The sequence below is a fragment of the Lancefieldella parvula genome, from assembly GCF_963547875.1.
GTDB lineage: Bacteria > Actinomycetota > Coriobacteriia > Coriobacteriales > Atopobiaceae > Lancefieldella > Lancefieldella parvula_D.
This window is the reverse complement of the sequence record NZ_CAUUSI010000009.1, coordinates 17,052-39,109: the sequence shown is the minus strand read 5'-3', so window position 1 is coordinate 39,109 and position 22,058 is coordinate 17,052. Positions and strand designations below refer to the sequence as shown.

The following is a 22,058-nucleotide window of genomic DNA, read 5'->3' as shown; positions in this document are numbered from 1 at the left end:
TTACATCTAGTACGTAATGTTTCGCAGCTGATAGGCTGTAAGTGTTTCTGATAGCAAGTGTCGAACACAAAGGAGCGGCAATGGCTGAGGCCCCTATCAAACGTGCGCTAATTTCGGTAACAGACAAAACAGGTATTGTTGAATTTGCACAAACGCTTACTAAAGAGTTTGGCGTTGAGGTAATTTCAACAGGCGGAACCGCAAAAATCCTCGAAGAGGCTGGTGTGCCTGTAGTTCCTATTGAGTCTTATACCGGATTTCCAGAGATGATGGACGGCCGCGTTAAGACGCTGCATCCTCGTGTTCATGGTGGTCTTTTATGCCGTAGAGACAATCCCGGTCATGTTGCAGACGCGGAGAATAATGGTATTGGCATGATTGACCTGGTCTGCGTTAATCTCTATGAGTTTGAGAAGACTGTAGCTAATCCATCAGTAACTTTAGAGAATGCAATTGAGCACATTGATATTGGTGGACCTTCGATGCTCCGCTCTGCTGCAAAGAATAATGATTTTGTTACGGTTGTTGTTGATCCAGCAGATTATGGCCGTGTTCTTGATGAGATGCGTGTCCATGACGGTGCAACTACAAGGGCTTCTCGCCAGCAGCTGGCATTGAAGGTATTTAAGACAACGGCTGCATACGATGGCGCTATTGCCACATACCTATCTGGTGTTGTTGAAGCAGAGCAAAGTAAATTCCCAGAGACTTTGCTGGTAAAGGCAACAAAAGAACAAGATCTTCGTTACGGAGAAAATCCTCAGCAGTCCGCAGCGTTTTATAAGATACCTGGAGCTCCTGCACACTCTCTGGCAAACGCTCAGCAACTTCAGGGCAAGCCCTTGTCTTACAACAATTTGCTTGATACTGATGCAGCTTGGGCTGCTGTTCGTGAGTTTGATGACCCATCAGTTATTATTTTGAAGCACCAGAATCCTTGTGGATCTGCTACGGCGGAAAATGTTGTCGAGGCATACGATCGAGCATTTGCTTGTGATCCAATCTCTGCGTTTGGTGGAATTATTGCAGTTAATAGAGAGGTTCCGCTGGAGTTTGTTGAGCACTTTGCAGACATCAATAAGCAGTTTGTTGAGGTTCTTATTGCACCAAGCTTTACAGAAGAGGCTCTTGAGCGCCTATCAAAGAGAACAAATCTTCGCGTATTGGCTACGGGCGGAATCGATAGAAGCCGCGAGCTTGAGATGAGAACTGTTGACGGAGGTCTTTTAGTACAAGACCTTGACCACGCAGACGAAGCTGCAGATAGCTTTGAGGTTGTTACTAAGCGCCAACCAACTCCAGAAGAGCTGAGCGATTTGGTATTTGCTTGGAAAGTCTGCAAGACCGTTAAGTCAAATGCAATTTTGGTTGCAAAAGATCAGGCTGGAATTGGTATGGGACCAGGTCAGCCTAATCGTGTTGACGCCGCTCTTCTTGCGTGTGAGCGTGCAGAGGCGGCTTGTGAGCGCATGGGAATTGATTCAAAGAATCTTGTGGCAGCATCTGATGCCTTCTTCCCATTCCGAGATAACGTTGACACACTAGCAGCTCATGGCGTAACGGCTATCATTCAGCCTGGCGGATCGGTCAGAGATGATGAATCTATTGCTGCTTGTGATGAATACGGCATTGCAATGGTGTTTACAAGCAAGCGTCACTTTAGGCACTAATCTGCTAATTCGGGATCAGCAGTTCATTTCAAAAAAGTTGGGGGAGGACACTGTGGACCAGGAAGAACTAGAAGCAGCTCAGAAGTTTGAGCTTGATAATCCAGAACTTGTTTGTCGCTGGAGATTATCTGGAGGTGTCCTCCCTCTTGATAACAGACACTTACGTGCGCTGAGCAAGCGAGCTGTTGCGCAAAAAGAGGTTTCTCCGCACTTGATTGCTTGGGCTAAGCAGCATATTGAGGGAACACTTAAAGAAGGGTCACAAGAGTTTCCAGATGGCGTTCTTATGATTTTGCTTGAGAGCAATGGACAGGCTGCTATGACTGTTGGACCTTACCAGTCTTTGGAAGAGCGTTCTGTTCTGTCTCTTGCGGGACGCGCAAGGATTTCACAGCGAGAAGAGCAGCAAACTCATTGTGCACCAGAGGTGCTTTGGCTGGTAAAAGACGGAAAGCTTATTGCGGGTGTCTCGGAAGAAAGCGTTCGATCGGGAGTCACAAGTTTAGTGTTAGACCTGGCACAGACTCTTCATGAGCCAACAGAGTTTAATCCAGACGTTATTGCCCAGGTATTTGATGGAACCGCCGAATTTGATGAAGCTTTCCTTACTTCAGATGAACATGGAATCGTATGTGCTTCTGATGCTCAAGGCGAGATAGGAGAGCGTTTCTTATTTGGTTACAAGAAACTTTGTGAAATCAAAGCTGCTAAGTAATCAGATAAGTACGATATTTAAGGCTCGTCCAGCAAAGGGTACGCAACGCACGATAAAGTTGTCCACGTTGAGCGCCTACGTAAAAATCTGTCTGTTTTTCAGACAGATGGCTGCTTGTGTACTTGAATATTTTGTCGATTTACAAAAAACTTGCACTTTAGTGTTATGTTTATTTTGTAATTCCGCAGGTAGAAATTCCTACTTAAAAATAGGTATTTGTCAGCTTGTATTTCTGATTTGTTTCAGCGTTCTTTTGAGCAATAATAAAAACATTATGCGACCGCTGCTGGCCGAACTATGAAAATTGCTTTTGTAGTTACCCAGGGTCTACAGCTCTATTTTTGATCGCACAAACGCAAACTGTGAGTAATCACAGATTAGGCAAGGAGAGGATATGGCAAGAAAGTTTAAGTCCATGGACGGTAACAACGCCGCGGCTTACGTGTCGTATGCGTTTACCGAGGTAGCGGGTATTTACCCAATTACCCCATCAAGTCCAATGGCAGACTATGTTGACCAGTGGTCCGCACAGGGAGTAAAGAACATCTTTGGTTCAACTGTTAAGGTTGTCGAGATGCAGTCTGAGGCTGGTGCAGCTGGTGCTGTTCACGGTTCTCTTGGTTCCGGTTCTCTGACCACTACTTACACCGCTTCTCAGGGCCTCTTGCTCATGCTTCCAAACATGTACAAGATTGCCGGTGAGCAGCTCCCTTGTGTTTTCCACGTCAGCGCACGTACCGTTGCAACTCATGCACTGAACATCTTTGGCGATCACTCTGACGTTATGTCCGCTCGCCAGACTGGCTTTGCACTTCTCGCAGAAGGTAATGTCCAGGAGGTTATGGATCTGGCTCCTGTCGCTCATCTTGCAGCAATCAAGGGCAAAGTTCCATTTGTTAACTTCTTTGACGGTTTCCGTACTTCTCACGAGATTCAGAAGGTTGCCGTTTGGGATTACGCTGATCTTGCTGAGATGTGCGACATGGACGCTGTCCAGGCATTCCGCAATCACGCATTGAACCCAGAGCATCCATCAAGCCGCGGTTCCCACGAGAACGGCGACATCTTCTTCCAGCACCGCGAGGCATGCAACGAGGTTTACAACCAGCTGCCAGCAGTTGTTGAAGACTACATGAACCAGATCAACGCTAAGCTTGGCACTGACTACGGTCTGTTCAACTACTACGGTGCAGAAGACGCTGACCGCGTTGTTATCTGCATGGGCTCCTTCTGCGATACCCTTGAAGAGGTTATCGATTACCTGAACGCTCATGGCGAGAAGGTCGGTCTGGTTAAGGTCCGTCTCTATCGTCCATTCTCCGTTAAGCACTTTGTTGACGTTCTTCCTGAGTCCGTCAAGAAGATTGCTGTTCTCGACCGCACCAAGGAGCCAGGTTCCGTTGGTGAGCCTCTCTACGAAGATGTCATTACCGCTCTCTATGAGGCTGGTCGTACAGGCATTAAGGTTGTTGGTGGTCGTTACGGCCTTGGTTCTAAGGACACCCCACCATCATCTGCATTTGCAATCTTCGAGGAGCTCAAGAAGGATGCTCCTCAGCGTGAGTTCACTGTTGGTATTGTCGATGACGTTACTAACCTGTCTCTTGCAGAGGATCCTGAGGCACCTAACACTGCAGCTGAGGGCACCATTGAGTGCAAGTTCTGGGGTATCGGCGGCGACGGTACCGTTGGTGCTAACAAGAACTCCATTAAGATTATTGGTGACCACACCGATAAATATGTTCAGGCATACTTCCAGTATGACTCCAAGAAGACCGGCGGTATCACCATCAGCCACCTGCGCTTCGGTGATCACAAGATCCGTTCTCCTTACTATGTCACTAAGGCAGACTTTGTTGCATGCCACGTTCCTGCATACATCATCAAGGGCTACAAGATGGTCCGCGACGTCAAGCCTGGCGGTACCTTCCTGGTCAACTGCCAGTGGGATGCAGAGGAGTTTGCACACCACCTGCCAGCAGAGGCAAAGCGCTACATTGCTAAGAACAACATCAACGTTTATCTGATTAATGCAATTGACCTTGCCAAGGAAATTGGTATGGGCAAGCGCACCAACACCATTCTTCAGTCTGCGTTCTTTGCTCTTGCAAAGGTTCTCCCAGAGGCAGACGCACTTCAGTACATGAAGGACGCTGCAACTCATTCTTACCTGAAGAAGGGCCAGAACGTCGTCGATATGAACCACAAGGCAATCGACGCTGGTGCTACTGCATTTACTAAGATTGAGATTCCTGCTGATTGGGCTACTGCAGAGGATGCTCCTAACCCAATTACCCTTGAGGGCCGTGAGGCTCTGCTTAAGCAGGTTCGTGACATCATGACTCCAGTCTCTCGTATGGAGGGTGACGCACTTCCTGTTTCCGCATTTAAGAACCATGTTGATGGACAGTTTGAGCTTGGCGCAGCTGCTTACGAGAAGCGTGGCATTGCTGTTGTTGTTCCTGAGTGGAACGTCGAGAAGTGCATCCAGTGTAACCAGTGCGCTTATGTCTGCCCACACGCAGTCATTCGCCCATTCGTCCTTACCGACGAAGAGGCTGCTGCTGCACCAGCACAGTCTCAGTTCAAGGATGCTGTTGGTCCTAAGGCTAAGGGCTACAAGTTTGAGATTGCAGTTTCTCAGCTCGACTGCACCGGTTGCTCCAACTGCGTCTACATCTGCCCAGCAGATGCTCTGACCATGAAGCCAATTGAGGAGCAGGCATCTAAGCAGGAGATCTTTGACTACGCAGTTAACCACGTCTCCGAGAAGACCGAGCTTGTCGCTAACAACGTCAAGGCATCTCAGTTCAAGAAGCCTCTTCTTGAGTTCTCCGGTTCCTGCGCAGGCTGCGCTGAGACCAGCTACGGCCGCCTGGTTACTCAGCTCTTTGGCGATCGTATGTTCATCTCCAACGCAACTGGTTGCTCCTCAATTTGGGGTAACCCAGCTTCCTGCTCACCATTTACTACCGATGCAAACGGTCACGGTCCAGCATGGAACAACTCCCTCTTCGAGGACAACGCAGAGCACGGTATGGGTCTGATGCTTGGTCACCAGGCACAGCAGAAGCGCCTTCTGGAGCTTGCTCAGCAGCTTATCGACGAGGATGGCGCATCTCAGGACCTCAAGGATGCCGCTAAGGCATGGATTGATTCCGTCAACGACGCAGCTCTCTCCAAGGAAGCTTCTAAGACTTTTGTAGTTGAGCTTGAGAAGTCTGATCTTGCAGCAGCTAAGGAAATCCTTGCTAACAAGAGCTTCCTCACCAAGAAGTCCTTCTGGATCTTCGGTGGCGACGGTTGGGCATACGACATCGGCTTCGGTGGCCTTGACCACGTTCTTGCTTCTGGCGAGGATATCAACGTCTTTGTCTTCGATACTGAGGTTTACTCCAACACTGGTGGTCAGTCTTCTAAGGCTTCCCGTCTTGGCCAGGTTGCACAGTTTGCTGCAGCTGGTAAGGACATCAAGCAGAAGAACCTTGCCGAGATTGCAATGACCTATGGTTACGTCTATGTTGCTCAGGTCTCCATGGGCGCAAACCTCCAGCAGACTCTCAAGGCAATTGCTGAGGCAGAGGCTTATCCAGGACCATCCCTCATCATCGGTTACTCCCCATGTGAGATGCACTCCATCAAGGGCGGCATGGCTCACGCACAGGAGGAGATGAAGAAGGCAGTCGAGACTGGCTACTGGAACCTCTATCGCTTCAACCCATCTGCACCAGCAGGTAAGAAGTTCACGCTTGACTCCAAGGCACCTAAGGGTGGCTACCAGGAGTTCCTGATGAACGAGGCTCGTTACAGCCGACTCACCCGCGAGTTCCCAGAGCACGCAGAGAAGCTCTTCAAGGAGAACGAGGAAGCCGCAATGGCTCGCTACGATCACCTTGTCCGCCTCTCCGAGCTTTACGCTGCAGAGAAGAAGGAGCAGCCTGAGGAGTAAGGTAAACTTACTTTCACGTAGCTTCAGCCGAGCCAGGACATCCTGGCTCGGCTTTTTTATGCGACATTTTTGGCGAGAAGCTCTGTGTTCTTCAAGCCCTTCTCGCGAGGTGATAAACTAGAGAGACTTTGCTCACGATGGGAGTTACTGTGGCACAAAAAAAGAGCAGACTATTTCCTGTAGCTTTTCTCGCTGCTAAAGCAACACTTGCAGCACTTAAATTGACCAACCATGAGGGCGGAACGCTGCCAGGCTTTATTGCTGAAGGCATTGATCCTGCATTTTTGGGAGACATTGCTAAGCCAGAGCAGATTGTCTTTATTACCGGTACAAACGGTAAGACAACTACCAATAACTTGCTCAACGATCTTCTCGCCGATAATGGCTACCAGACCGTTACCAACCGCGTTGGCGGCAATATTTCCAGCGGCTTTGCAAGCTCGTTTGCAAAGAACGCCACGTGGAAGGGTACGTCAAAGACTAAGCTTGCAGTTATGGAGTTTGACGAGCTCTCGGGACCTCGCATTTTCCCGTATCTGCAGCCTGATATTTTGTCTGTTACCAATTTGTTCCGCGATACGTTCTCTCGTAGTGCAACGCCAGACTACGTGTTTGACGTTATGGATAAGGGCATTCCTGCTTCAACTCATCTGATTTTGAACGCAGATGACATGATTAGCTGCAGACTTGCTCCTCAGTGCACACATCGTACGTATTATTCCATTGCAAGGCTGGCAGAAGACACCGCAGAGCCAGTGGGCATTGTTTCAGATCTTACCGCCTGCCCCAAATGCGGTGGAAAGCTCAAGTGGGATTATGCACACCTGAGGCATCTTGGACACGCAACTTGCGAGGAGTGCGGCTATACCAACCCAACTCCTGATTACGAGGTTATCTCGGTAGAGCCAGAGACTGGCACGTTTGTGGTCAAGGAGCACTGCCACGAAGGTGCACCAACATACGAGTACAAGCTCAATAGCTACTCTATCGTCAACCTCTACAACTTGTTTGTGGCCATCGTAACCGCGCGTGAGATGGGTCTTGCGCCTGCAACTATCGCTGCATCTTTGCAACGCGTTAACATTGCTTCCTCTAGGTATAACGAGATTGACTACAACGGTCGTCGTCTTATTAGCATGGCTTCTAAGGGTGAGAATGACACGGCAACCTCAGTCACCATCGATATCCTTCGCAAACAGCCAGGTGATAAGGCAATTATCATCATGATTGCTGATGCGTACATGGCAAAAGCAAAAGACCAGACAGAGTACATTGGTTGGTACTACCAGACAGACTTTGAGTTCTTGCAAGATCCAAGCGTTAAGCAGGTCATTATTTACGGCGACACTTCACTTGACCTGCAGCTCAGGCTCAGACTTGCGGGCATTGATCCAGCTAAAACCTTTGTGGCAAGCTCTCCTGAAGAGACCGCTGACCTGGTTGACCTTAACGCTTGCCAGCACGTTTTCTATGCACACGGCCTCTATAACGGTGGCATTGCTGATATCAGCAGAAACCGTATCATTGAGCGCTTGAAACAGATGGAGGCCTCCCATGAGTAATCCAGCAACTAAGATTGAGATTCTTTACCCAGAGTACGGAAACCAGGGTGGAGACAACGGAAATGCTCTCTACCTGGAGGCCTGCCTTCCAAAAGAGAACTTTGTGTACACCTCTCACGCCGCAATGCCTTACTTTGTTGAAAACACGCCATCAGCAATCATCATGGGTGGCATGACAGAAGCCCAGCAAGAGCTTATTATTTCTCGCCTTATGCCTTACAAGGACAGGCTTGCAGAGCTGGCTGATCAGGGCGTTCCTATGCTGTTTGCGGGCAACGCTTCAGAGCTTTTTGGCGAGAAAATCGTTAATCCTGACGGTTCTGAAATTGAGGCTCTGGGCCTCTTCAAGTTTACGACCACTCGCTATATGCCCCAGCGCTTCCACGATGTCCAGGTGGGAGAGTTTGATCCTGGCAATGGCAAAGAGCCTTTTGTTGTCGTTGGCTTTAAGATGCAGTTCACACTCACCGAGGGAGATAACTCTAACTGCTACTTCCTTAAAAATAAGGTAGGTTTTGGCATCAATAAAGAAAGCAAGTTGGAGGGCTTCCGTCGCAAGAACGCTATTGCCACCTGGCTTATTGGTCCGCTGCTTCCGCTCAACCCATACCTCACACGCTGGATTTTGGATATGGCGGGCGAGGAGGACACCCCTCTGGCCTTTGAGGAAGAGGCAGTTGCGGCATATCAGAAGCACGCTCGCGAGATGGTCTATCCAGGAATGCACCTGCATTACTAATTGTATGTCTGCGCTGCTCATTTGCTCATATATGCGTTTCGTCGTATCATGAACTAAGTTTTTAGAGTTAACAAGGGGATTGTCTTGCCACAGGTTTCTTCAGCTTATGCAACAAAACAGCGCGCTCAGCGCCTTGCACGTATCGGTATCATTGCAGCTCTTTATGCAGCACTTACTCTTGCAGCCCTTCTCTTTTTGGGTGGTCTTGCCTGGGGTCCTGTGCAGTTCCGTATTTCAGAGGCAGTTGTTGTTCTTGCGCTCTTTACCGTTGATGCAATTCCAGGACTGACACTTGGTTGCGTCATTGCTAACCTTGCAAATATGGTTATTTCTGGCACAGGTGCATTGGGGCTGTTAGACGTAGTCTTTGGCTCCTTAGCAACTGCCCTTGGTGCATGGTTTACCTGGAAAAACAGGAAGAATGTACCACTTGCACTTCTAGGACCTGTGCTTGCAAATGCAGTAATTGTTTCTGCATATCTTCCCATTTTGCTTCAGGGCTTGGGATTCTACACAATTCCATTTACCACCATTGAACTTGATGGATCGTATCCTCTTATGTTCTTGTTTGGTTTTATCACCACAGGACTCGGAGAGGCTGTTGTTCTCTACGTACTCGGAGCTCCTTTGGCTCGTGCGCTTAAGCATTCGCCTTTGCCGCAGCAGCTTGCTTCTGAGGATTCTGCTGCAGAATCAGTCGAGAACTAGACAACCATGCAAAGACTTGCTCAGTACATACATAGATCAACCAGGATAGTCCTGATTATTCTTGCCTGTGTATTGCTGGGCTTGCTTTCTTGGAGCGTTATGACAGACAACCTGTTTGCCGCTCTTGTTGCAGGCGGAGGACTTGCCACGGTCATTGTTCTTGGTGGCACTACCCAGCCTGGTAATGAGCACGCCAGGTCTCAAGCAACAGAGCGAACACTTGAGGTTGCCTCTAAGACGCTCAAGACCTTACGCGGAGGCTTGTCGCAAGAAACAGCGCCAACCATCTGCACGTTATTGCTTTCAGAAACCTCTGCTGCTGCTATCTCTATTACTGATACAGAGTACGTGCTGGGCTTTGAGGGAGACATTGCAACTTCGCATATGCCTGGTTCAAAAGTGGTTGGCCCTGCAACTGAGGTTCTGGAAAGCGGCCGCATGGAGACGTTTGTCTCGGTAGATAGTCGTCAGCAGGTACTACAAAGGCGCGGAGGCTTTGGCAATGGCGGCAGCTCCTTTGGCATCATTGTTCCGTTGATTGTTCAGGACCGCACAGTTGGTACTATCAAGCTCTACTATCGTCGTGGCATTGAAATTGATCGTACGCAGTTGGCAATTGCTGAGGGTTTGGGCGAGCTTCTCTCCACGCAGCTTTCCTCATATGAGCTTGATCGCCAAGCAGAGTTAACCGCTCGAGCTGAGGTCAAAGCCTTGCAGGCACAGATTAATCCACATTTCTTGTTCAACACGCTCAATACCATTGCATCTCTTACGCGTACAAACCCCAATAAGGCGCGAGATCTGCTTCGCGAGTTCTCTGTGTTTTATCGCCGTACGCTTGAGAGCTCTCAAGGTGCGCTCATTCCGCTTTCTCAGGAATTGACACAAACGCGCAGGTATTTGACAATTGAGAAGGCGCGTTTTGGAGAAGAGCGTATTCAAGAGTCTGAGCATGTCGATGAGGGATGCGAAGATATTCAGGTACCGTCTTTTTTGATTCAGCCTATTGTCGAGAATGCCGTGAGGCACGCTATGAAAGATGAAGGCGCCCTCCATATTGACATCCACGTCACACGCGATGATGATGATATTCTTATATCTGTTGCTGATGATGGTCTTGGAATGGATGAAGAGACTGTTTCTCGCTTGCTTAATGGTCAAGGTCCTACCCCGCAGGATTCTTCGGGGAGAAATAGGGGCACGGGTATTGCCATTAAGAACGTAGCTGAGCGAGTTGAGCGCTTCTACGCCGTTGGCTCTGGCATGGAAATCATGTCTAAACCAGGGCAGGGTACGTGCGTGACACTCAAGCTTGCAGGTGCGGCACTGCAGGCAACAGCATAGTAGTATCGGTTTTTGCTTAACGCTGCGTTAGGCCGTTGGGAGATGAATGACATGCGTGCCATGATTGTTGATGACGAGGCTCCAGCCCGTTCTGAGCTCAAGTTCTTGCTTGAGGAGACCGGACGTCTCGAGGAAATCATTGAGGCCACAAGTGCAAGGGATGCTGTCGAGAAACTCATGGAGTCTCGCGTTGAGGTCTTGTTCCTCGACATCTCCATGCCTAAGACAAATGGAATGCAGCTTGCAGAGGCTCTTCACAAGCTGAAGAATCCTCCCCAGATTGTGTTTGTCACTGCATATAGCGAGTACGCGCTGGATGCATTTGGCGTTAACGCGGTAGATTACCTGATGAAGCCCGTTGAGACCGAGCGCCTTGAGCAGGCTCTTGATAAGGTTGAGGAGCGCCTGCGCCCTCAGTCTCCTATGGCAACCATTGAGCGTATTCCTGTCATTAAGAGCGGAAGCAAGGTTCTTGTTCCTATTGATCAGATTCGCTTTATTGAGGCAAAAGACGATTACTCCTGCATCTACACAGAAGACGATCGCTTCTTGTCTACTATTTCTCTGCAAAAACTTGAAGAGCGCCTTGCTCCACACGGATTCTTCCGCATTCATCGTAGCTTTATCGTGAATCTTGAGTATGTTGACGATGTTGAGGTTATCTCTGCTGGTATCCTACAGTTGACTATTCAGGGATTTGAGGAGCGCCACATCTCGGTTTCTCGCCGTCGTGTGGTTGCACTCAAGCGAGCACTGGGACTGTAGAAGCTCAAAGGGTTTCTCGCCAGAGGCTTAAAAGCGCACGTAGGAGTTTGGTATGGCACTTGTAAGGTTTGATGTAATTTCAGATACGCATGGGTATTTGGCATCTGAGTTGCTTGAAGCTCTGCAGGGCGCCAACTACATTGTGCATGCTGGAGATATTACCTCTAACGCCGATTATCAGACACTGCAGAAGATTGCTCCCGTTAAGCTTTGCCTGGGCAATAATGACTTTTGCTACAACTATGGCCCCATGGTAAAGAAAAAGATTATTTTCTTTGCGGCCGGTTTAAAGTGGCAGGTATGTCATTATCGCGAGAGGCTTGACCTGGTTAAATGCAATATTGCTATCTGTGGTCATACACATAAGCCTTTTGTACAGCGCGACGAGTGGACCAATACACTTGTAATGAATCCAGGAAGCCCTACCTACCCGCGTGGTCGCGAGGGCGCAACTATGGGACGCATTATTGTCGATGATGAAACAGCCCAGGTAGTCAGCGCAGAGATTATTAGTCTGTCTTCGCTTGAGGTGCTTTCTTCTTGTAAATAAGCGATGGAATCATCAGCTTGGTAAAAAGCACTAGCCATACAAGGGCAAGCGAGAAACCACCAATGACGTCGGTAGCGTAGTGGACGCCCAGATAAATTCTACTGACGCCAATCATAATGATGACACCTGAGAACAGGCCACACCAAATCCAACGCTGTAGCTTGTCTTTCTCGTAATGCCAGACAAGCCAAATGAGTAGGCCATAAAAAGCCATCGAGAACATCGAGTGGCCCGACGGGAAGCTGTAGCCAGTTTCAACTACTAGCCTAAAGCCATCTGGACGAGGACGCTGGACAATAGCCTTAAAGATAAGGTCAACAATAACAACGCCACCCAGGTTAATAGAGGCAAGCCTGCCAACACTTGGTCCTGGTGCAAAGGCAGCAACCACAATAAGCATGACAATAACGGTGACGGGGCTTGCAAGTCCAGAGAACCCTTCCATTATCTCTGTGAGAAGAGGAGTCCTGAGGTGGACAACAAAAAGCCTGTAGGCAAAGTGATCAATGCCAATGACGTCGCCTTCAGAAACGTCAATCAACAGAAAAATAAAAATTGCTGATGAGACAAGCAGAATGATGGTAGAAAGGCTAGAACGCAGACGCTGTAGAAAAAGGCGCTTGCGAACTCCTTTTAAAAGTCCTGTCTTTTGAGCATCAAGGCTTTTATCGGCCATTAGTTCTCCTTGTAACAAAAAGGCGGCACGCCGATAGACGTACCGCCGCTTAGTTCAATGATAAGCCAGCGCAAGCGCGTGACACACAAGAACTTACAGGTTAGCGTTAAGCTCAGAAACGAGGTCAGCCTTAGGAAGATTGCCAACCATGGTGTGAACTGGCTCACCGTTCTTGAAGAGAATAAGGGTTGGGATAGAAACGATGCGGAAACGAGTTGCAAGATCAGCCTCGTCGTCAACATTTACCTTGTAGACGTCAAGCTTGTCTGCCATCTCATGGCCAACTTCCTCAACGACTGGACCAAGAGCGCGGCAAGGACCACACCAGGATGCCCAGAAATCAACGAGGACAGGCTTGTCTGCGTTAGCAAGAACAGAATCGAACTCTGCAGTAGTGAGCTGCTGTGCCATAACGAACCTCCAGTTACATACGGCTATAAAGCCATTAACTTTTTATTGCTAGCAAACTTATCCCCAAATTAGAGAAGTGTATACACAAAACTTTATGGACTTGCTCAAATTGTGAATTACGTGCATAGTTGGCATATAAGAAAGAGGTGCGCATGCCAAGCGAAAGATCTATGCGAAAAGAAGCCTACATGGCAAAAACAACGCATGAGTTTGGAGATTTTGCTGCTCAGGGGGTGTGTATGGCAGGCAATGCTTTTGCATCAGTTTTACTTGTTAAGGGACAGGAAGACTTTGAAGAGGCAGAACTTTCTGCACTTAAAGCTTCTTTAGAGCATTTAGGCTATGCACCTGAGGCATGGGCCACCTTGCTTACCACCACAAAAACAGGAGATCCTATAAATCCCCAGCTTGTCAGACAGGCAATATGTGCTTTTAGCCCAGACACAGTGCTCATGGTAAATGACGCAGCAGTTACATCAGTGCGTGAGGCATACGCAGATGAGCGTGGTCAGCTTACAACTGACGCCGAGAAGAACTTCTCGCCCCGTGTTCTTGTGCATGTGTGTGGAATGCGCATGGTAAATCTTGATAACTTTGCCGGAGCGCTCGAGGACCCTCGTCAGAAGCAGTTACGCTGGGCTGCTATTAAACAAGTCCCACCTTTGGGAGAACCTTATTAGTAACGATTTGTCGTATTTTTTACGAAAAACAACATTGTGACGTTTCATGAGCGTTGCTCAGACTATCCTTGAGGTAGTCAAAAGAAGGAGACTGGTATGGCATCACCTACAGCACCAAGCATTTTGCCTACTGACGCAACACAGACTAAAGCTTGGCAGGCACTTACAGAGCATTACACCAGCTTAAAAGATACTAAGGCTACGCTGAAGGAATGGTTTGCAGAAGACTCACAGCGTGCCAAGAATCTTACGTTTGAGCTAGATCAGTTCCATATTGATCTTTCTAAAAACCTTGCCACGCAAGAGACACTTGATCTTCTGTGTGACCTTGCAAAAGAGGTCAAGCTTGAAGAGCGTAGAGACGCTATGTATGTCGGCATGCATATCAACACTACTGAAGACCGAGCAGTTCTTCATACAGCACTTCGTCGTCCTGCCTCTGAAGCAGGCACGCTTATTGTTGATGGTCAAGATGTTGTCGCCGACGTTCACCAGACGCTGAACAAGATGTACGCCTTCTGTGACCGAGTTCGCTCGGGAGAGTGGAAAGGCGTTTCTGGCAAGCCTATCAAGACTGTTGTAAGTATTGGTATTGGTGGCTCTGACCTTGGTCCTGTTATGGTTTACGAGACCCTAAAGCCTTTTGCTGACGCTGGTATTACTGCTCGCTTTGTCTCCAACATTGACCCTGTTGACCTTGGCGAGAAAACCGAGGATCTTGATCCAGAAACAACACTCTTCGTTATTGTTTCCAAGACCTTTACTACGCTTGAGACTCTTACCAATGCCCGTTGTGCTCGCACATGGCTTTTGGAAAAGCTTGCTGAGCAGGGCGTTATTGATGGCTCTGATTCTCAGAATGCAGAGGCTATTCGCAAGCATTTTGTTGCTGTCTCCACTGCACTTGATCTGGTAGAAGACTTTGGCATTGACCCAGAGAATGCCTTTGGTTTCTGGAACTGGGTTGGCGGCCGTTATTCGGTTGATTCTGCAGTTGGTCTTGTGCTGGCTATCGTTTTTGGTCCACAGCGCTTTGCAGAATTCCTCAGTGGCTTTAATACAGTTGATGAATACTTCAAGAACACTCCATTGAGGCAAAATGTTGTTGCTCTCATGGGTCTCTTAAACGTTTGGTACGTTAATTTCTTTGGCGCAGCATCTCACGCCGTTCTTCCATATAGTCAGTACCTGCATAGATTCCCTGCATATCTCCAGCAGCTCACCATGGAATCCAACGGTAAGTCTACTCGTTGGGATGGTACGGCGGTTACTTCAAAGACAGGCGAAATCTTCTGGGGAGAGGCTGGAACTAATGGTCAACATGCGTTCTACCAGCTTATCCATCAGGGAACCCAGATTATTCCTGCTGACTTTATTGCGTTTGTAAATACTGCCTTTGCCACCAAAGATGCAGACCTAGACGTCCATGAACTCTTCCTCTCCAATTTCTTTGCGCAGACTAAAGCGCTTGCTTTTGGCAAGACCGCTGATGAAGTCCGTGCTGAGGGAACACCAGAGTGGATGGTTTCTGCACGCGTCTTTGAAGGAAATAGGCCAACTACTTCTATCTTTGGTAAAGAGCTTAATCCTCGTGCTATTGGTACGCTTATTGCACTCTACGAGCACATTACCTTTGTTGAAGGTGTTGTGTGGGGCATTGATTCCTTTGATCAGTGGGGCGTAGAGCTTGGTAAACAGCTTGCAAAGCAGATTTTCCCTGCAATTCACAACGATGAAGAGTTGGCAAAACAAGACGCTTCAACTCAGTTCCTTGTTGATTTCTATCGCAGAAACAGAACATAACACGTTACGTAACATAAAATTATTTTTTATCTCATGTTAAGAAGGTCATCTTGTATGGCCTTCTTTTTTAATTTTTAGGAGACATATTTAGTGGAGCGTTGAGCGGACATTTCTTTATCTAATATATGCAATATTGCTACTTTTATGTTCATATATGCAAAAAATTTCTGCATATTTATTTATACTGTTAGAACGCCTGTTCATCTAAAAGAAACTGAATCAATTGAATTATTTAAATAAAATTTAAAAAAATAATACATCAAGAATATTAAAAATTTGCGAATGCCAATAGCGCATGTATACCTTTGTGTTATAACGGCTAGGCAAGTGACACGTGGCTTGGAATGTAAGTTTTGATGCATAACAATTTACATAACAGGCTAAAAATTTTGTATTGGCGTAGTACGGCTGTGATGCAGCCGAAGTACAGCCACAGTGGAGATGTCTGGAATGGAGCGGTAATGAAGTACCTTTTGCTCGTAAGTCATGGAACGTTTGCACCAGGTCTGCATAGCGTAATGGACATGCTGATGGGACCCAGAGAAAACATCTTGAGCTACAGCATGGAAGATGGCGTGGGAGCAGCTGAATATAGAGAGAATTTGTCAAAAATTCTTGAGCCACTTACTGCTGATGACGAGGTTGTCGTTCTTGGTGACATTATCGGTGGTTCTCCACTTACTAATGCACTTGATCTTCTCGCCAAAAAAGGCCTGCTTTCCCATACCGTGGCTTTTAGTGGTGCCAATCTTCCCATGGTAATTGGTGCTTTGATGGCTATCGATGATGGTCTAAGCGGTGAAGCTCTTGTGTCATCAATCCTGAATGAAGGAAAAAATGGCGTTAATCAGATTGTCCTAGCTCTCGAAGACGACGATGAGGAAGACCTTTAGTAATTACTGCAAGTACGCGTAGCTGCTTGCGTAAGAAATATGTTAGGAGAAAACATGATTTCATTTGTTCGTGTTGATGACCGCATGATTCATGGTCAGACAGTCACCCGCTGGGCCCTTGAGGTTCCTTGTGACGGAATCATTGCAGTAAATGATGCGGCTGCATCAAATCCTGTTCTCAAGTCTGCTTACAAGTCAGCAGCACCTGACAAGAAAGTATTTGTTTGGACATTTGATCACTTCAAAGAGAGCGCTCAGAAGGTTCTAGACAGCGATTCTCGTTATTTTCTTATTACTAAAAACCCAGTTGACATGAAGAAAATTCTTGTTGACTTTGGTTTTAAGCCAGGAATTAACACGGTCATTATCGGTCCTGGTAATGATCGTCCTGGTGCGGTAAAGCTGGGCAACAACCAGTCCTTTACTCAAGAAGAGGGACAGGCATTTGAAGATATAACCAAAGCTGGTTATACCGTTCAATTTGCTCTTCTTAAAGAAAAGGCAATTGGTGAGTGGCCTAAATTCCGCGAGAAGTTTGACGTAAAGTAGTATTCGGAAGGCGATTTTTATGGCAATTAATGCGTTTCAAGCTGCCCTTTTGGGTTTGTTTGCATGCCTTGCGTCACTACCTGGCATGGCTGGTACTACCGTAGGTAACTATACCCTCGGTCGTCCACTTGTTGCAGGTCTTGTCGTTGGTGTCATTCTTGGCGACGTCCAGACTGGCATTATTGTTGGTGCAGCAATCCAATTGGTCTACATTGCACTCGTAACACCTGGTGGAACTGTTTCCGCTGACGTTCGTGCTGTTTCCTACATTGGTATTCCTCTAGCAATTCTTGCAATCAAGGCTTATGGTCTTGATCCAAGCTCTGTTGAGGCTGCATCTCAGGCAGCTGCTATTGGTGCAGCTGTTGGTACTCTTGGTACTGTTCTGTTCTACGGCACTGCTACCATGAACCTTGTATGGCAGGGTATTGGTTGGCGCGCAATGGAGAGCAAAGAGTGGGGTCGTATTAAGAAGACCATTCCAATGGTTGACTTTGTATTCCCTTGGGTTTCTCACATTATTTTCTCGTTCATTCCAACATTCTTCATTTGCATGGCTGGCGAGAGCATGGTTGGCATCATGAAGGAATACCTCCCTATGAACGGTATCCCAATGATGACCCTCTTCACCGTTGGTACCCTTCTTCCTACCGTTGGTGTTGCAATTTTGTGCAAGCAGGTTATTACTAAGCCTCTTGATTGGGTAACTTTTGCCTTTGGCTTTATCCTTGCTGGCGCACTTGGCCTGAACCTCATTGTCTCTGCAGTCGTAGCAGTCTTCTTTGCTGTTCTTAACTATCAGCTTCAGCAGGCAAAGAATGTTCGTTTGGCTGCTGCAGCATCAGGCAATGTAAGCGCAGACGATGAAGAAGAGGAGGATATTTAATCATGGCTGAAAAGAAAACCATTTCTCAGAAAGCACGCAATAAGTCTTTCTTGAGCTGGATTTACGGCAATCTTACCTGCTTCTCTCAGGAGCACATGCAGACATTTGGTTACCTTGCATCCATGCTTCCAATCGTTGACGAGCTTTACGATACTGATGACCAAAAGGTTGAGGCACTTTCTACCTATACAACCTTCTTTAATACCGAGCCACAGATTGGTTCTATGGTTGTTGGCTTGACCGCTTCTCTTGAAGAGGCTCGTGCAAACGGCGAAGCAATCGACGACGAGACCATCAACGGTCTTCGCGCTGGTCTTATGGGCCCTCTTGCTGGTCTTGGTGACTCCATTATTGTTGGTACCTTTATTCCAATTCTTCTTGGAATTGCACTTGGCCTTTCTAAGGGCGGTTCCGTTCTTGGTCCACTGTTCTATGTTGTGGTCTGGAACCTCATTATGTACTTCGGCATGAAGTTTGCTTACGATCAGGGCTATAGTCTGGGCTCTTCTGCTGTTGAAGCACTTGTTGGTCCTGAGTCCGAGGCTCTCCGTAGCTCCATTGTTATGATTGGTACTATGGTCATTGGCTCTGTTGCTGCTACATGGATTAACGTCACAACTTCTCTGAATATTGCTGGTGTTGACATTCAGACAACACTTAATGGCATCTTCCCTAAGGTATTGAACCTTCTGTTTGTATACCTTTGCTGGTGGTTGATGACTAAGAAGAAGCTCAGCCCAACAGTTGTTATGCTTATTCTTGTTGTTGTAGCACTTGTTGGCGTTGTTATTGGCGTCTTCAACCCAGGTCTGTCTTACTAATTTTTTGCGCAAAATCCTGTCTGGCGCAGAAAAGACAAACGTAATAAAGTGGCATCGTCGTACGGCGATGCCACTTTTGATTGAGAGTTTTTATGAGTAAGAAAAACTATGTAGGAGCAGCTTCTCATTCACACGAGGATAACCCTTTGGTTGTCGAGGCTCGTATGCAGACAAAAGCTCTTGGAACACTAAGCGTTTATAGAAGAGCCGCTTATTCTGGCATCGCAATTGGAGCATGGCTTATATATCTCAGCGTGTACGGGAGTCTCTCTACAAGTTCCATGGCAACGGCTGTGCTCGTGGGCGGCATAGTTCTTCTCGTCATATCTGTTCCTATAGCTGGAATTTTGTATGTAGGTATCTCAAGAGGAAAAAAGAACGTCGAGAAGATCATCAAAGCAATTGAAAAAAATTCGTCAAAAAATGCATAGAAGCGATACGATCTGTGCAAAGATTTCTCTAATAGGGTAGAGTATCTACAGCGCATTGAGCGGGTGCGGATGACGTGACACCTCGAACCTGGTCAGGGTCGGGAGACAGCAGCCATAAGGGGTCACTCGCGGGCATCCGTTCCCACTCAATGCGCTTTTCTTAGGCGTATAGTGTGTTTGCCGCGACATTTGTCACGACGATTGGACTTCGATGGGTTTTGTAAACTACATCATTGAGCTGCTTAGAGATCCTCGTGCATTTATTGCTTCAATGATTGCCACAGGCCCTCTTGCTGCGTACGGTTTTGTTTTTCTGATTGTTTTTATTGAGACCGGCGTAGTCTTTTTCCCGTTTTTACCAGGTGATTCTCTGCTTTTTGCAGCAGGATTTTTTGCCCACAATGGCGGTTTTAATATTGTTTTGCTGCTTGTTATTACGTGGGCTGCCGCAATTCTTGGCGATCAGATGAACTTTATGATTGGCCACTTCTTTGGTCAAAAGATCATTGCTTCTGGAAAGGTCAAAGCACTTACTCCAGAGCATCTTGAGAAGACTCAGAAGTTTTTGGACAAGCATGGTCATCTGGCAATTTTCTTAGGGCGCTTCTTCCCTTTTATCCGCACGTTCGTTCCTTTTATTGCGGGTATGGGCGGTATGCACTGGAGAAACTTTGGTATCTACAACATCCTGGGCGGCCTTACGTGGTCCACGATGTTTGTACTTCTCGGCTATTTCTTTGGCGGTATCCCTGTAGTTCAGGAGCACTTTGAGCTGCTGATTGTAGGAATTGTTGCGGTCTCGATCATCCCCACAATTGTGGGAATTGTTCGTGGGCGTATGCATAAGGGCGAGAAGAACGACGAAGAAGCCACAGATAAGGAAGAAGATAAGGTGCAGTAACAAGCCTTTGTACTTCTCGTAATTTGATGATAGAAATCCCGTCAGGAAAGACTCGGCCTGACGGGATTATTTTTACTCTTTGGAGAGTTGGTAGGTATCAGTAAAGGTGACGGTCTGACCGTTTTCCGTGTGGGTGGAAATAAGCTGAGCCACAACGCTTTTGTTGGCACTATCAAAAGTGACCTTCAACTGTGGCTTCTGAGGTGTGGCGAGAGCCGCATTAGAAGCAGAATGAGCATCCAGGTTTGCATTGGTTACATCGACCGTTCCAGAAACCTGGATTTGTTCTCCGATAGTTCCTGAAGTTGCAAGAGAGACAGAAGCGTTTTTAAACTCAGTATCACCAGGATACCAACGATACGAGGTGTTGAGTGCTCCATGGTTGTGCACAACACCCCCTGCGGTTGCCGTAAGCACGAGCTGATCACGAGAAAAACCTGCAGCCGATACGGTCAACGTTAAAGGATTGGTTCGACCGGCATAGCAAGGGCTTCCGCTGCTTGCTTCGCAGCTGACAAAGGTACCCTTCCATGTTCCTACGAGCCCGCTGTAGTCGTACTTAAGTCCTGCCGAGGGGTTGGCTGTGTCCAATGCCCAGGTACCCGTAGAAGCATCAAACGTAAATGAAGCCGTAATATCGCAGGTGAGCGAGCCATAGAAGGTTGGTGAAACACCTGACATTCTTACCCAGCAAGTCTGCTGTTCACGATCAAAGCCCGCATCAAGAACAGTGAAGGTTGCATCAGAGAACTGCGAGCTATAAGAAATAGCTTCGTTTGGATTTTTTTCATCAAGCTTGGCTAGTACATCGCCGATGGCATCAAGGACTTTTGTTGTGGAAACACCTGAAGTTGCCTGGTAGGAGACAGATTGGGTCTCTTCGTCACCAATAGCGTTCCAACCCTGGGTATTTGCGTATCCTAACTTGGAAATCTTTGTGGCAGCAATTGCGTTACCCGTGTAGGTAAGGCGTACGACAGAGTTGGCGTAGCCTGTGGCGCCAAACTGAGCAGCATCGCTGGAGATTGCCGTTGTACTTCTTGTGCGAGAAACAACTTCAATGCCCGTAAGGAGTAAGGACTCATCAGCATCATATTCACCAGGAGTCCAGGCTGGTGCCTCAACGCGTGTGCGCGCATCAGCAATAACAGTATCAGTTGAAGGAACGTTGCTCACGCGAATAAAGAACACGATAACTGCAGATAAAAGAGCAAGACTTAAAAGCGCAAGAATGCCAGAAAGCAGGCTGTAGCGGCGTACAAACCTAAATAGAGCACGACGCCTGCTGCGAAGATAGCTTGAGAACGTATCAGCAACATCTTTTATAGACGTTGCGTCATCGTCAGAGGTTGCATTACTCGCGTCAGCAGCATTTTTGACAGAAGCGTCAGTAGCTTCAGCCTCTGCATGTTCGTGAGTGTTCTCTTCAAGCTCTTTGAGGCGAGCTTCTACAGCAGAAAGGTCCTGCGTCAGAGCTGCATCGTTTACGATTTTCTCCAGGTCAGTTGTGCTATCTGCGTCGTTTTCAGGAGAGCTCTCATCCGAAGCCAGAGCAGCCTCATCTTCGTCTAGACCAGGGAAGATAGGGCTGACAACTTCCATGATGTAGTCTTCATCAGCAGCGGCCATATCGGCAGCAATAGGGTCGGTGACCTCTTCAAGCTCGTCGGTCTTCTCGCCAGCGGTGTCAACTGCCTCAGCAGCCTGGGCATCAAGGGTCTTCTGATCAGAAGAGGTGTCCTCTGCAGCAGGCGTGTTATCTGGTTGTGAAGTTTTGTTCTTAGAAGTCATAGCGCCTCATTACCGTATGAACCTGCTGTAATTTTCTCACAATTATGTAACTTGTGTACCCTCATCCTGTGCAGATAGGGAGGTATCGGTTTAAAAACCGCCTAGTGGTGGTACACTTCTTTAGTTGAATTCTCACCTCGCAAGCAGCTTTGCAACAGTTTGGCCGCATGTCAATGAGTCAAGCGCGCACGAGGCACTTATCTTAGGAGCAAGA

General features: G+C 47.6%; 20 protein-coding genes and 1 other RNA gene. 18 read left to right on the top strand and 3 right to left on the bottom strand.

Annotated elements, in window-relative coordinates:
* Nucleotides 1–80 precede the first annotated feature (80 nt).
* The 9 genes from purH (at nucleotide 81) to RWJ96_RS04675 (ending at nucleotide 12,002) form a co-directional block, all read left to right on the top strand.
* Entirely contained in the window at nucleotides 81–1,670 is a 1,590-nt protein-coding gene (gene purH / locus RWJ96_RS04715; RefSeq protein ID WP_314019215.1) for a bifunctional phosphoribosylaminoimidazolecarboxamide formyltransferase/IMP cyclohydrolase, read from the top strand.
* A 52-nt stretch (nucleotides 1,671–1,722) separates the two neighbouring features.
* Nucleotides 1,723–2,385: a hypothetical protein gene (locus tag RWJ96_RS04710; protein ID WP_314019213.1), complete on the top strand. Its 663-nt coding sequence runs from the start codon at nucleotides 1,723–1,725 to the stop codon at nucleotides 2,383–2,385.
* A 394-nt stretch (nucleotides 2,386–2,779) separates the two neighbouring features.
* Nucleotides 2,780–6,334: a pyruvate:ferredoxin (flavodoxin) oxidoreductase gene (nifJ, locus tag RWJ96_RS04705; protein ID WP_314019211.1), complete on the top strand. Its 3,555-nt coding sequence runs from the start codon at nucleotides 2,780–2,782 to the stop codon at nucleotides 6,332–6,334.
* Nucleotides 6,335–6,483: 149 nt separating this feature from the next.
* Nucleotides 6,484–7,896: a MurT ligase domain-containing protein gene (locus RWJ96_RS04700; protein WP_314019210.1), complete on the top strand. Its 1,413-nt coding sequence runs from the start codon at nucleotides 6,484–6,486 to the stop codon at nucleotides 7,894–7,896.
* Nucleotides 7,889–8,635: a glutamine amidotransferase gene (locus RWJ96_RS04695; protein WP_314019209.1), complete on the top strand. Its 747-nt coding sequence runs from the start codon at nucleotides 7,889–7,891 to the stop codon at nucleotides 8,633–8,635. Before RWJ96_RS04700 ends, RWJ96_RS04695 begins: the two co-directional genes overlap by 8 nt.
* Before the next feature lie 84 nt (nucleotides 8,636–8,719).
* Complete coding sequence (locus RWJ96_RS04690; protein WP_314019208.1) at nucleotides 8,720–9,343, top strand: QueT transporter family protein; 624 nt, start codon at nucleotides 8,720–8,722, stop codon at nucleotides 9,341–9,343.
* A 6-nt stretch (nucleotides 9,344–9,349) separates the two neighbouring features.
* Nucleotides 9,350–10,687, top strand: a complete 1,338-nt coding sequence (locus RWJ96_RS04685; protein WP_396427211.1) for a histidine kinase — start codon at nucleotides 9,350–9,352, stop codon at nucleotides 10,685–10,687.
* A 51-nt stretch (nucleotides 10,688–10,738) separates the two neighbouring features.
* On the top strand, nucleotides 10,739–11,452 hold the full coding sequence (locus RWJ96_RS04680; protein ID WP_035431453.1) for a LytTR family DNA-binding domain-containing protein: 714 nt from the start codon (nucleotides 10,739–10,741) through the stop codon (nucleotides 11,450–11,452).
* Nucleotides 11,453–11,504: 52 nt separating this feature from the next.
* Nucleotides 11,505–12,002, top strand: a complete 498-nt coding sequence (locus tag RWJ96_RS04675) for a metallophosphoesterase family protein (RefSeq protein ID WP_314019205.1) — start codon at nucleotides 11,505–11,507, stop codon at nucleotides 12,000–12,002.
* Here the strand turns inward: RWJ96_RS04675 and RWJ96_RS04670 are convergent.
* Together RWJ96_RS04670 and trxA are read right to left on the bottom strand one after the other, a co-directional pair.
* A complete protein-coding gene (locus RWJ96_RS04670; RefSeq protein WP_314019204.1) occupies nucleotides 11,962–12,678 on the bottom strand; it encodes a phosphatase PAP2 family protein in 717 nt (238 codons plus the stop codon). The genes RWJ96_RS04675 and RWJ96_RS04670 overlap by 41 nt on opposite strands.
* A gap of 93 nt (nucleotides 12,679–12,771) precedes the next feature.
* The gene (gene trxA / locus RWJ96_RS04665; protein ID WP_035431459.1) at nucleotides 12,772–13,089 is read right to left on the bottom strand and encodes a thioredoxin; all 318 of its coding nucleotides are present in this window, start codon (nucleotides 13,087–13,089) and stop codon (nucleotides 12,772–12,774) included.
* Between the two features lie 188 nt (nucleotides 13,090–13,277).
* Between trxA and RWJ96_RS04660 the strand changes: the two genes are divergently transcribed.
* The 9 genes from RWJ96_RS04660 (at nucleotide 13,278) to RWJ96_RS04620 (ending at nucleotide 20,053) form a co-directional block, all read left to right on the top strand.
* Nucleotides 13,278–13,769, top strand: a complete 492-nt coding sequence (locus RWJ96_RS04660; RefSeq protein WP_314019201.1) for a hypothetical protein — start codon at nucleotides 13,278–13,280, stop codon at nucleotides 13,767–13,769.
* Between the two features lie 96 nt (nucleotides 13,770–13,865).
* On the top strand, nucleotides 13,866–15,572 hold the full coding sequence (pgi, locus tag RWJ96_RS04655) for a glucose-6-phosphate isomerase (protein WP_314019200.1): 1,707 nt from the start codon (nucleotides 13,866–13,868) through the stop codon (nucleotides 15,570–15,572).
* A gap of 461 nt (nucleotides 15,573–16,033) precedes the next feature.
* Nucleotides 16,034–16,465 (top strand): PTS sugar transporter subunit IIA, encoded by a 432-nt coding sequence (locus RWJ96_RS04650; protein ID WP_035427200.1) that lies wholly within the window; start codon nucleotides 16,034–16,036, stop codon nucleotides 16,463–16,465.
* A 54-nt stretch (nucleotides 16,466–16,519) separates the two neighbouring features.
* On the top strand, nucleotides 16,520–17,014 hold the full coding sequence (locus RWJ96_RS04645; protein WP_035427201.1) for a PTS sugar transporter subunit IIB: 495 nt from the start codon (nucleotides 16,520–16,522) through the stop codon (nucleotides 17,012–17,014).
* Nucleotides 17,015–17,033: 19 nt separating this feature from the next.
* Nucleotides 17,034–17,900, top strand: coding sequence for a PTS sugar transporter subunit IIC (locus tag RWJ96_RS04640; protein WP_314019199.1), 867 nt, complete (start codon nucleotides 17,034–17,036; stop codon nucleotides 17,898–17,900).
* 2 nt (nucleotides 17,901–17,902) lie between these two features.
* The gene (locus RWJ96_RS04635; protein ID WP_035427204.1) at nucleotides 17,903–18,721 is read left to right on the top strand and encodes a PTS system mannose/fructose/sorbose family transporter subunit IID; all 819 of its coding nucleotides are present in this window, start codon (nucleotides 17,903–17,905) and stop codon (nucleotides 18,719–18,721) included.
* 92 nt (nucleotides 18,722–18,813) lie between these two features.
* Nucleotides 18,814–19,152 carry a hypothetical protein gene (locus RWJ96_RS04630; RefSeq protein WP_035436527.1) on the top strand — a complete coding sequence of 113 codons (339 nt, stop codon included), beginning with the start codon at nucleotides 18,814–18,816 and terminating at the stop codon, nucleotides 19,150–19,152.
* A gap of 56 nt (nucleotides 19,153–19,208) precedes the next feature.
* An RNA gene (gene ffs, locus RWJ96_RS04625) (signal recognition particle sRNA small type) lies at nucleotides 19,209–19,304 on the top strand.
* A 59-nt stretch (nucleotides 19,305–19,363) separates the two neighbouring features.
* Nucleotides 19,364–20,053, top strand: a complete 690-nt coding sequence (locus RWJ96_RS04620; protein WP_313996295.1) for a VTT domain-containing protein — start codon at nucleotides 19,364–19,366, stop codon at nucleotides 20,051–20,053.
* A gap of 72 nt (nucleotides 20,054–20,125) precedes the next feature.
* Here RWJ96_RS04620 and RWJ96_RS04615 read toward each other — a convergent pair whose 3' ends face one another.
* Nucleotides 20,126–21,844 (bottom strand): hypothetical protein, encoded by a 1,719-nt coding sequence (locus tag RWJ96_RS04615; protein WP_314019198.1) that lies wholly within the window; start codon nucleotides 21,842–21,844, stop codon nucleotides 20,126–20,128.
* Nucleotides 21,845–22,058: the final 214 nt, after the last annotated feature.

Coding starts and splice junctions, on each gene's coding strand:
- RWJ96_RS04620 (WP_313996295.1), top strand. CDS start 19,364: ATGGGTTTTGTAAACTACATCATTGAGCTGCTTAGAGATCCTCGTGCA.
- RWJ96_RS04675 (WP_314019205.1), top strand. CDS start 11,505: ATGGCACTTGTAAGGTTTGATGTAATTTCAGATACGCATGGGTATTTG.
- RWJ96_RS04670 (WP_314019204.1), bottom strand. CDS start 12,678: ATGGCCGATAAAAGCCTTGATGCTCAAAAGACAGGACTTTTAAAAGGA.
- purH (WP_314019215.1), top strand. CDS start 81: ATGGCTGAGGCCCCTATCAAACGTGCGCTAATTTCGGTAACAGACAAA.
- trxA (WP_035431459.1), bottom strand. CDS start 13,089: ATGGCACAGCAGCTCACTACTGCAGAGTTCGATTCTGTTCTTGCTAAC.
- RWJ96_RS04685 (WP_396427211.1), top strand. CDS start 9,350: ATGCAAAGACTTGCTCAGTACATACATAGATCAACCAGGATAGTCCTG.
- pgi (WP_314019200.1), top strand. CDS start 13,866: ATGGCATCACCTACAGCACCAAGCATTTTGCCTACTGACGCAACACAG.
- RWJ96_RS04695 (WP_314019209.1), top strand. CDS start 7,889: ATGAGTAATCCAGCAACTAAGATTGAGATTCTTTACCCAGAGTACGGA.
- RWJ96_RS04630 (WP_035436527.1), top strand. CDS start 18,814: ATGAGTAAGAAAAACTATGTAGGAGCAGCTTCTCATTCACACGAGGAT.
- RWJ96_RS04650 (WP_035427200.1), top strand. CDS start 16,034: ATGAAGTACCTTTTGCTCGTAAGTCATGGAACGTTTGCACCAGGTCTG.
- nifJ (WP_314019211.1), top strand. CDS start 2,780: ATGGCAAGAAAGTTTAAGTCCATGGACGGTAACAACGCCGCGGCTTAC.
- RWJ96_RS04635 (WP_035427204.1), top strand. CDS start 17,903: ATGGCTGAAAAGAAAACCATTTCTCAGAAAGCACGCAATAAGTCTTTC.
- RWJ96_RS04640 (WP_314019199.1), top strand. CDS start 17,034: ATGGCAATTAATGCGTTTCAAGCTGCCCTTTTGGGTTTGTTTGCATGC.
- RWJ96_RS04660 (WP_314019201.1), top strand. CDS start 13,278: ATGGCAAAAACAACGCATGAGTTTGGAGATTTTGCTGCTCAGGGGGTG.
- RWJ96_RS04645 (WP_035427201.1), top strand. CDS start 16,520: ATGATTTCATTTGTTCGTGTTGATGACCGCATGATTCATGGTCAGACA.
- RWJ96_RS04615 (WP_314019198.1), bottom strand. CDS start 21,844: ATGACTTCTAAGAACAAAACTTCACAACCAGATAACACGCCTGCTGCA.
- RWJ96_RS04680 (WP_035431453.1), top strand. CDS start 10,739: ATGCGTGCCATGATTGTTGATGACGAGGCTCCAGCCCGTTCTGAGCTC.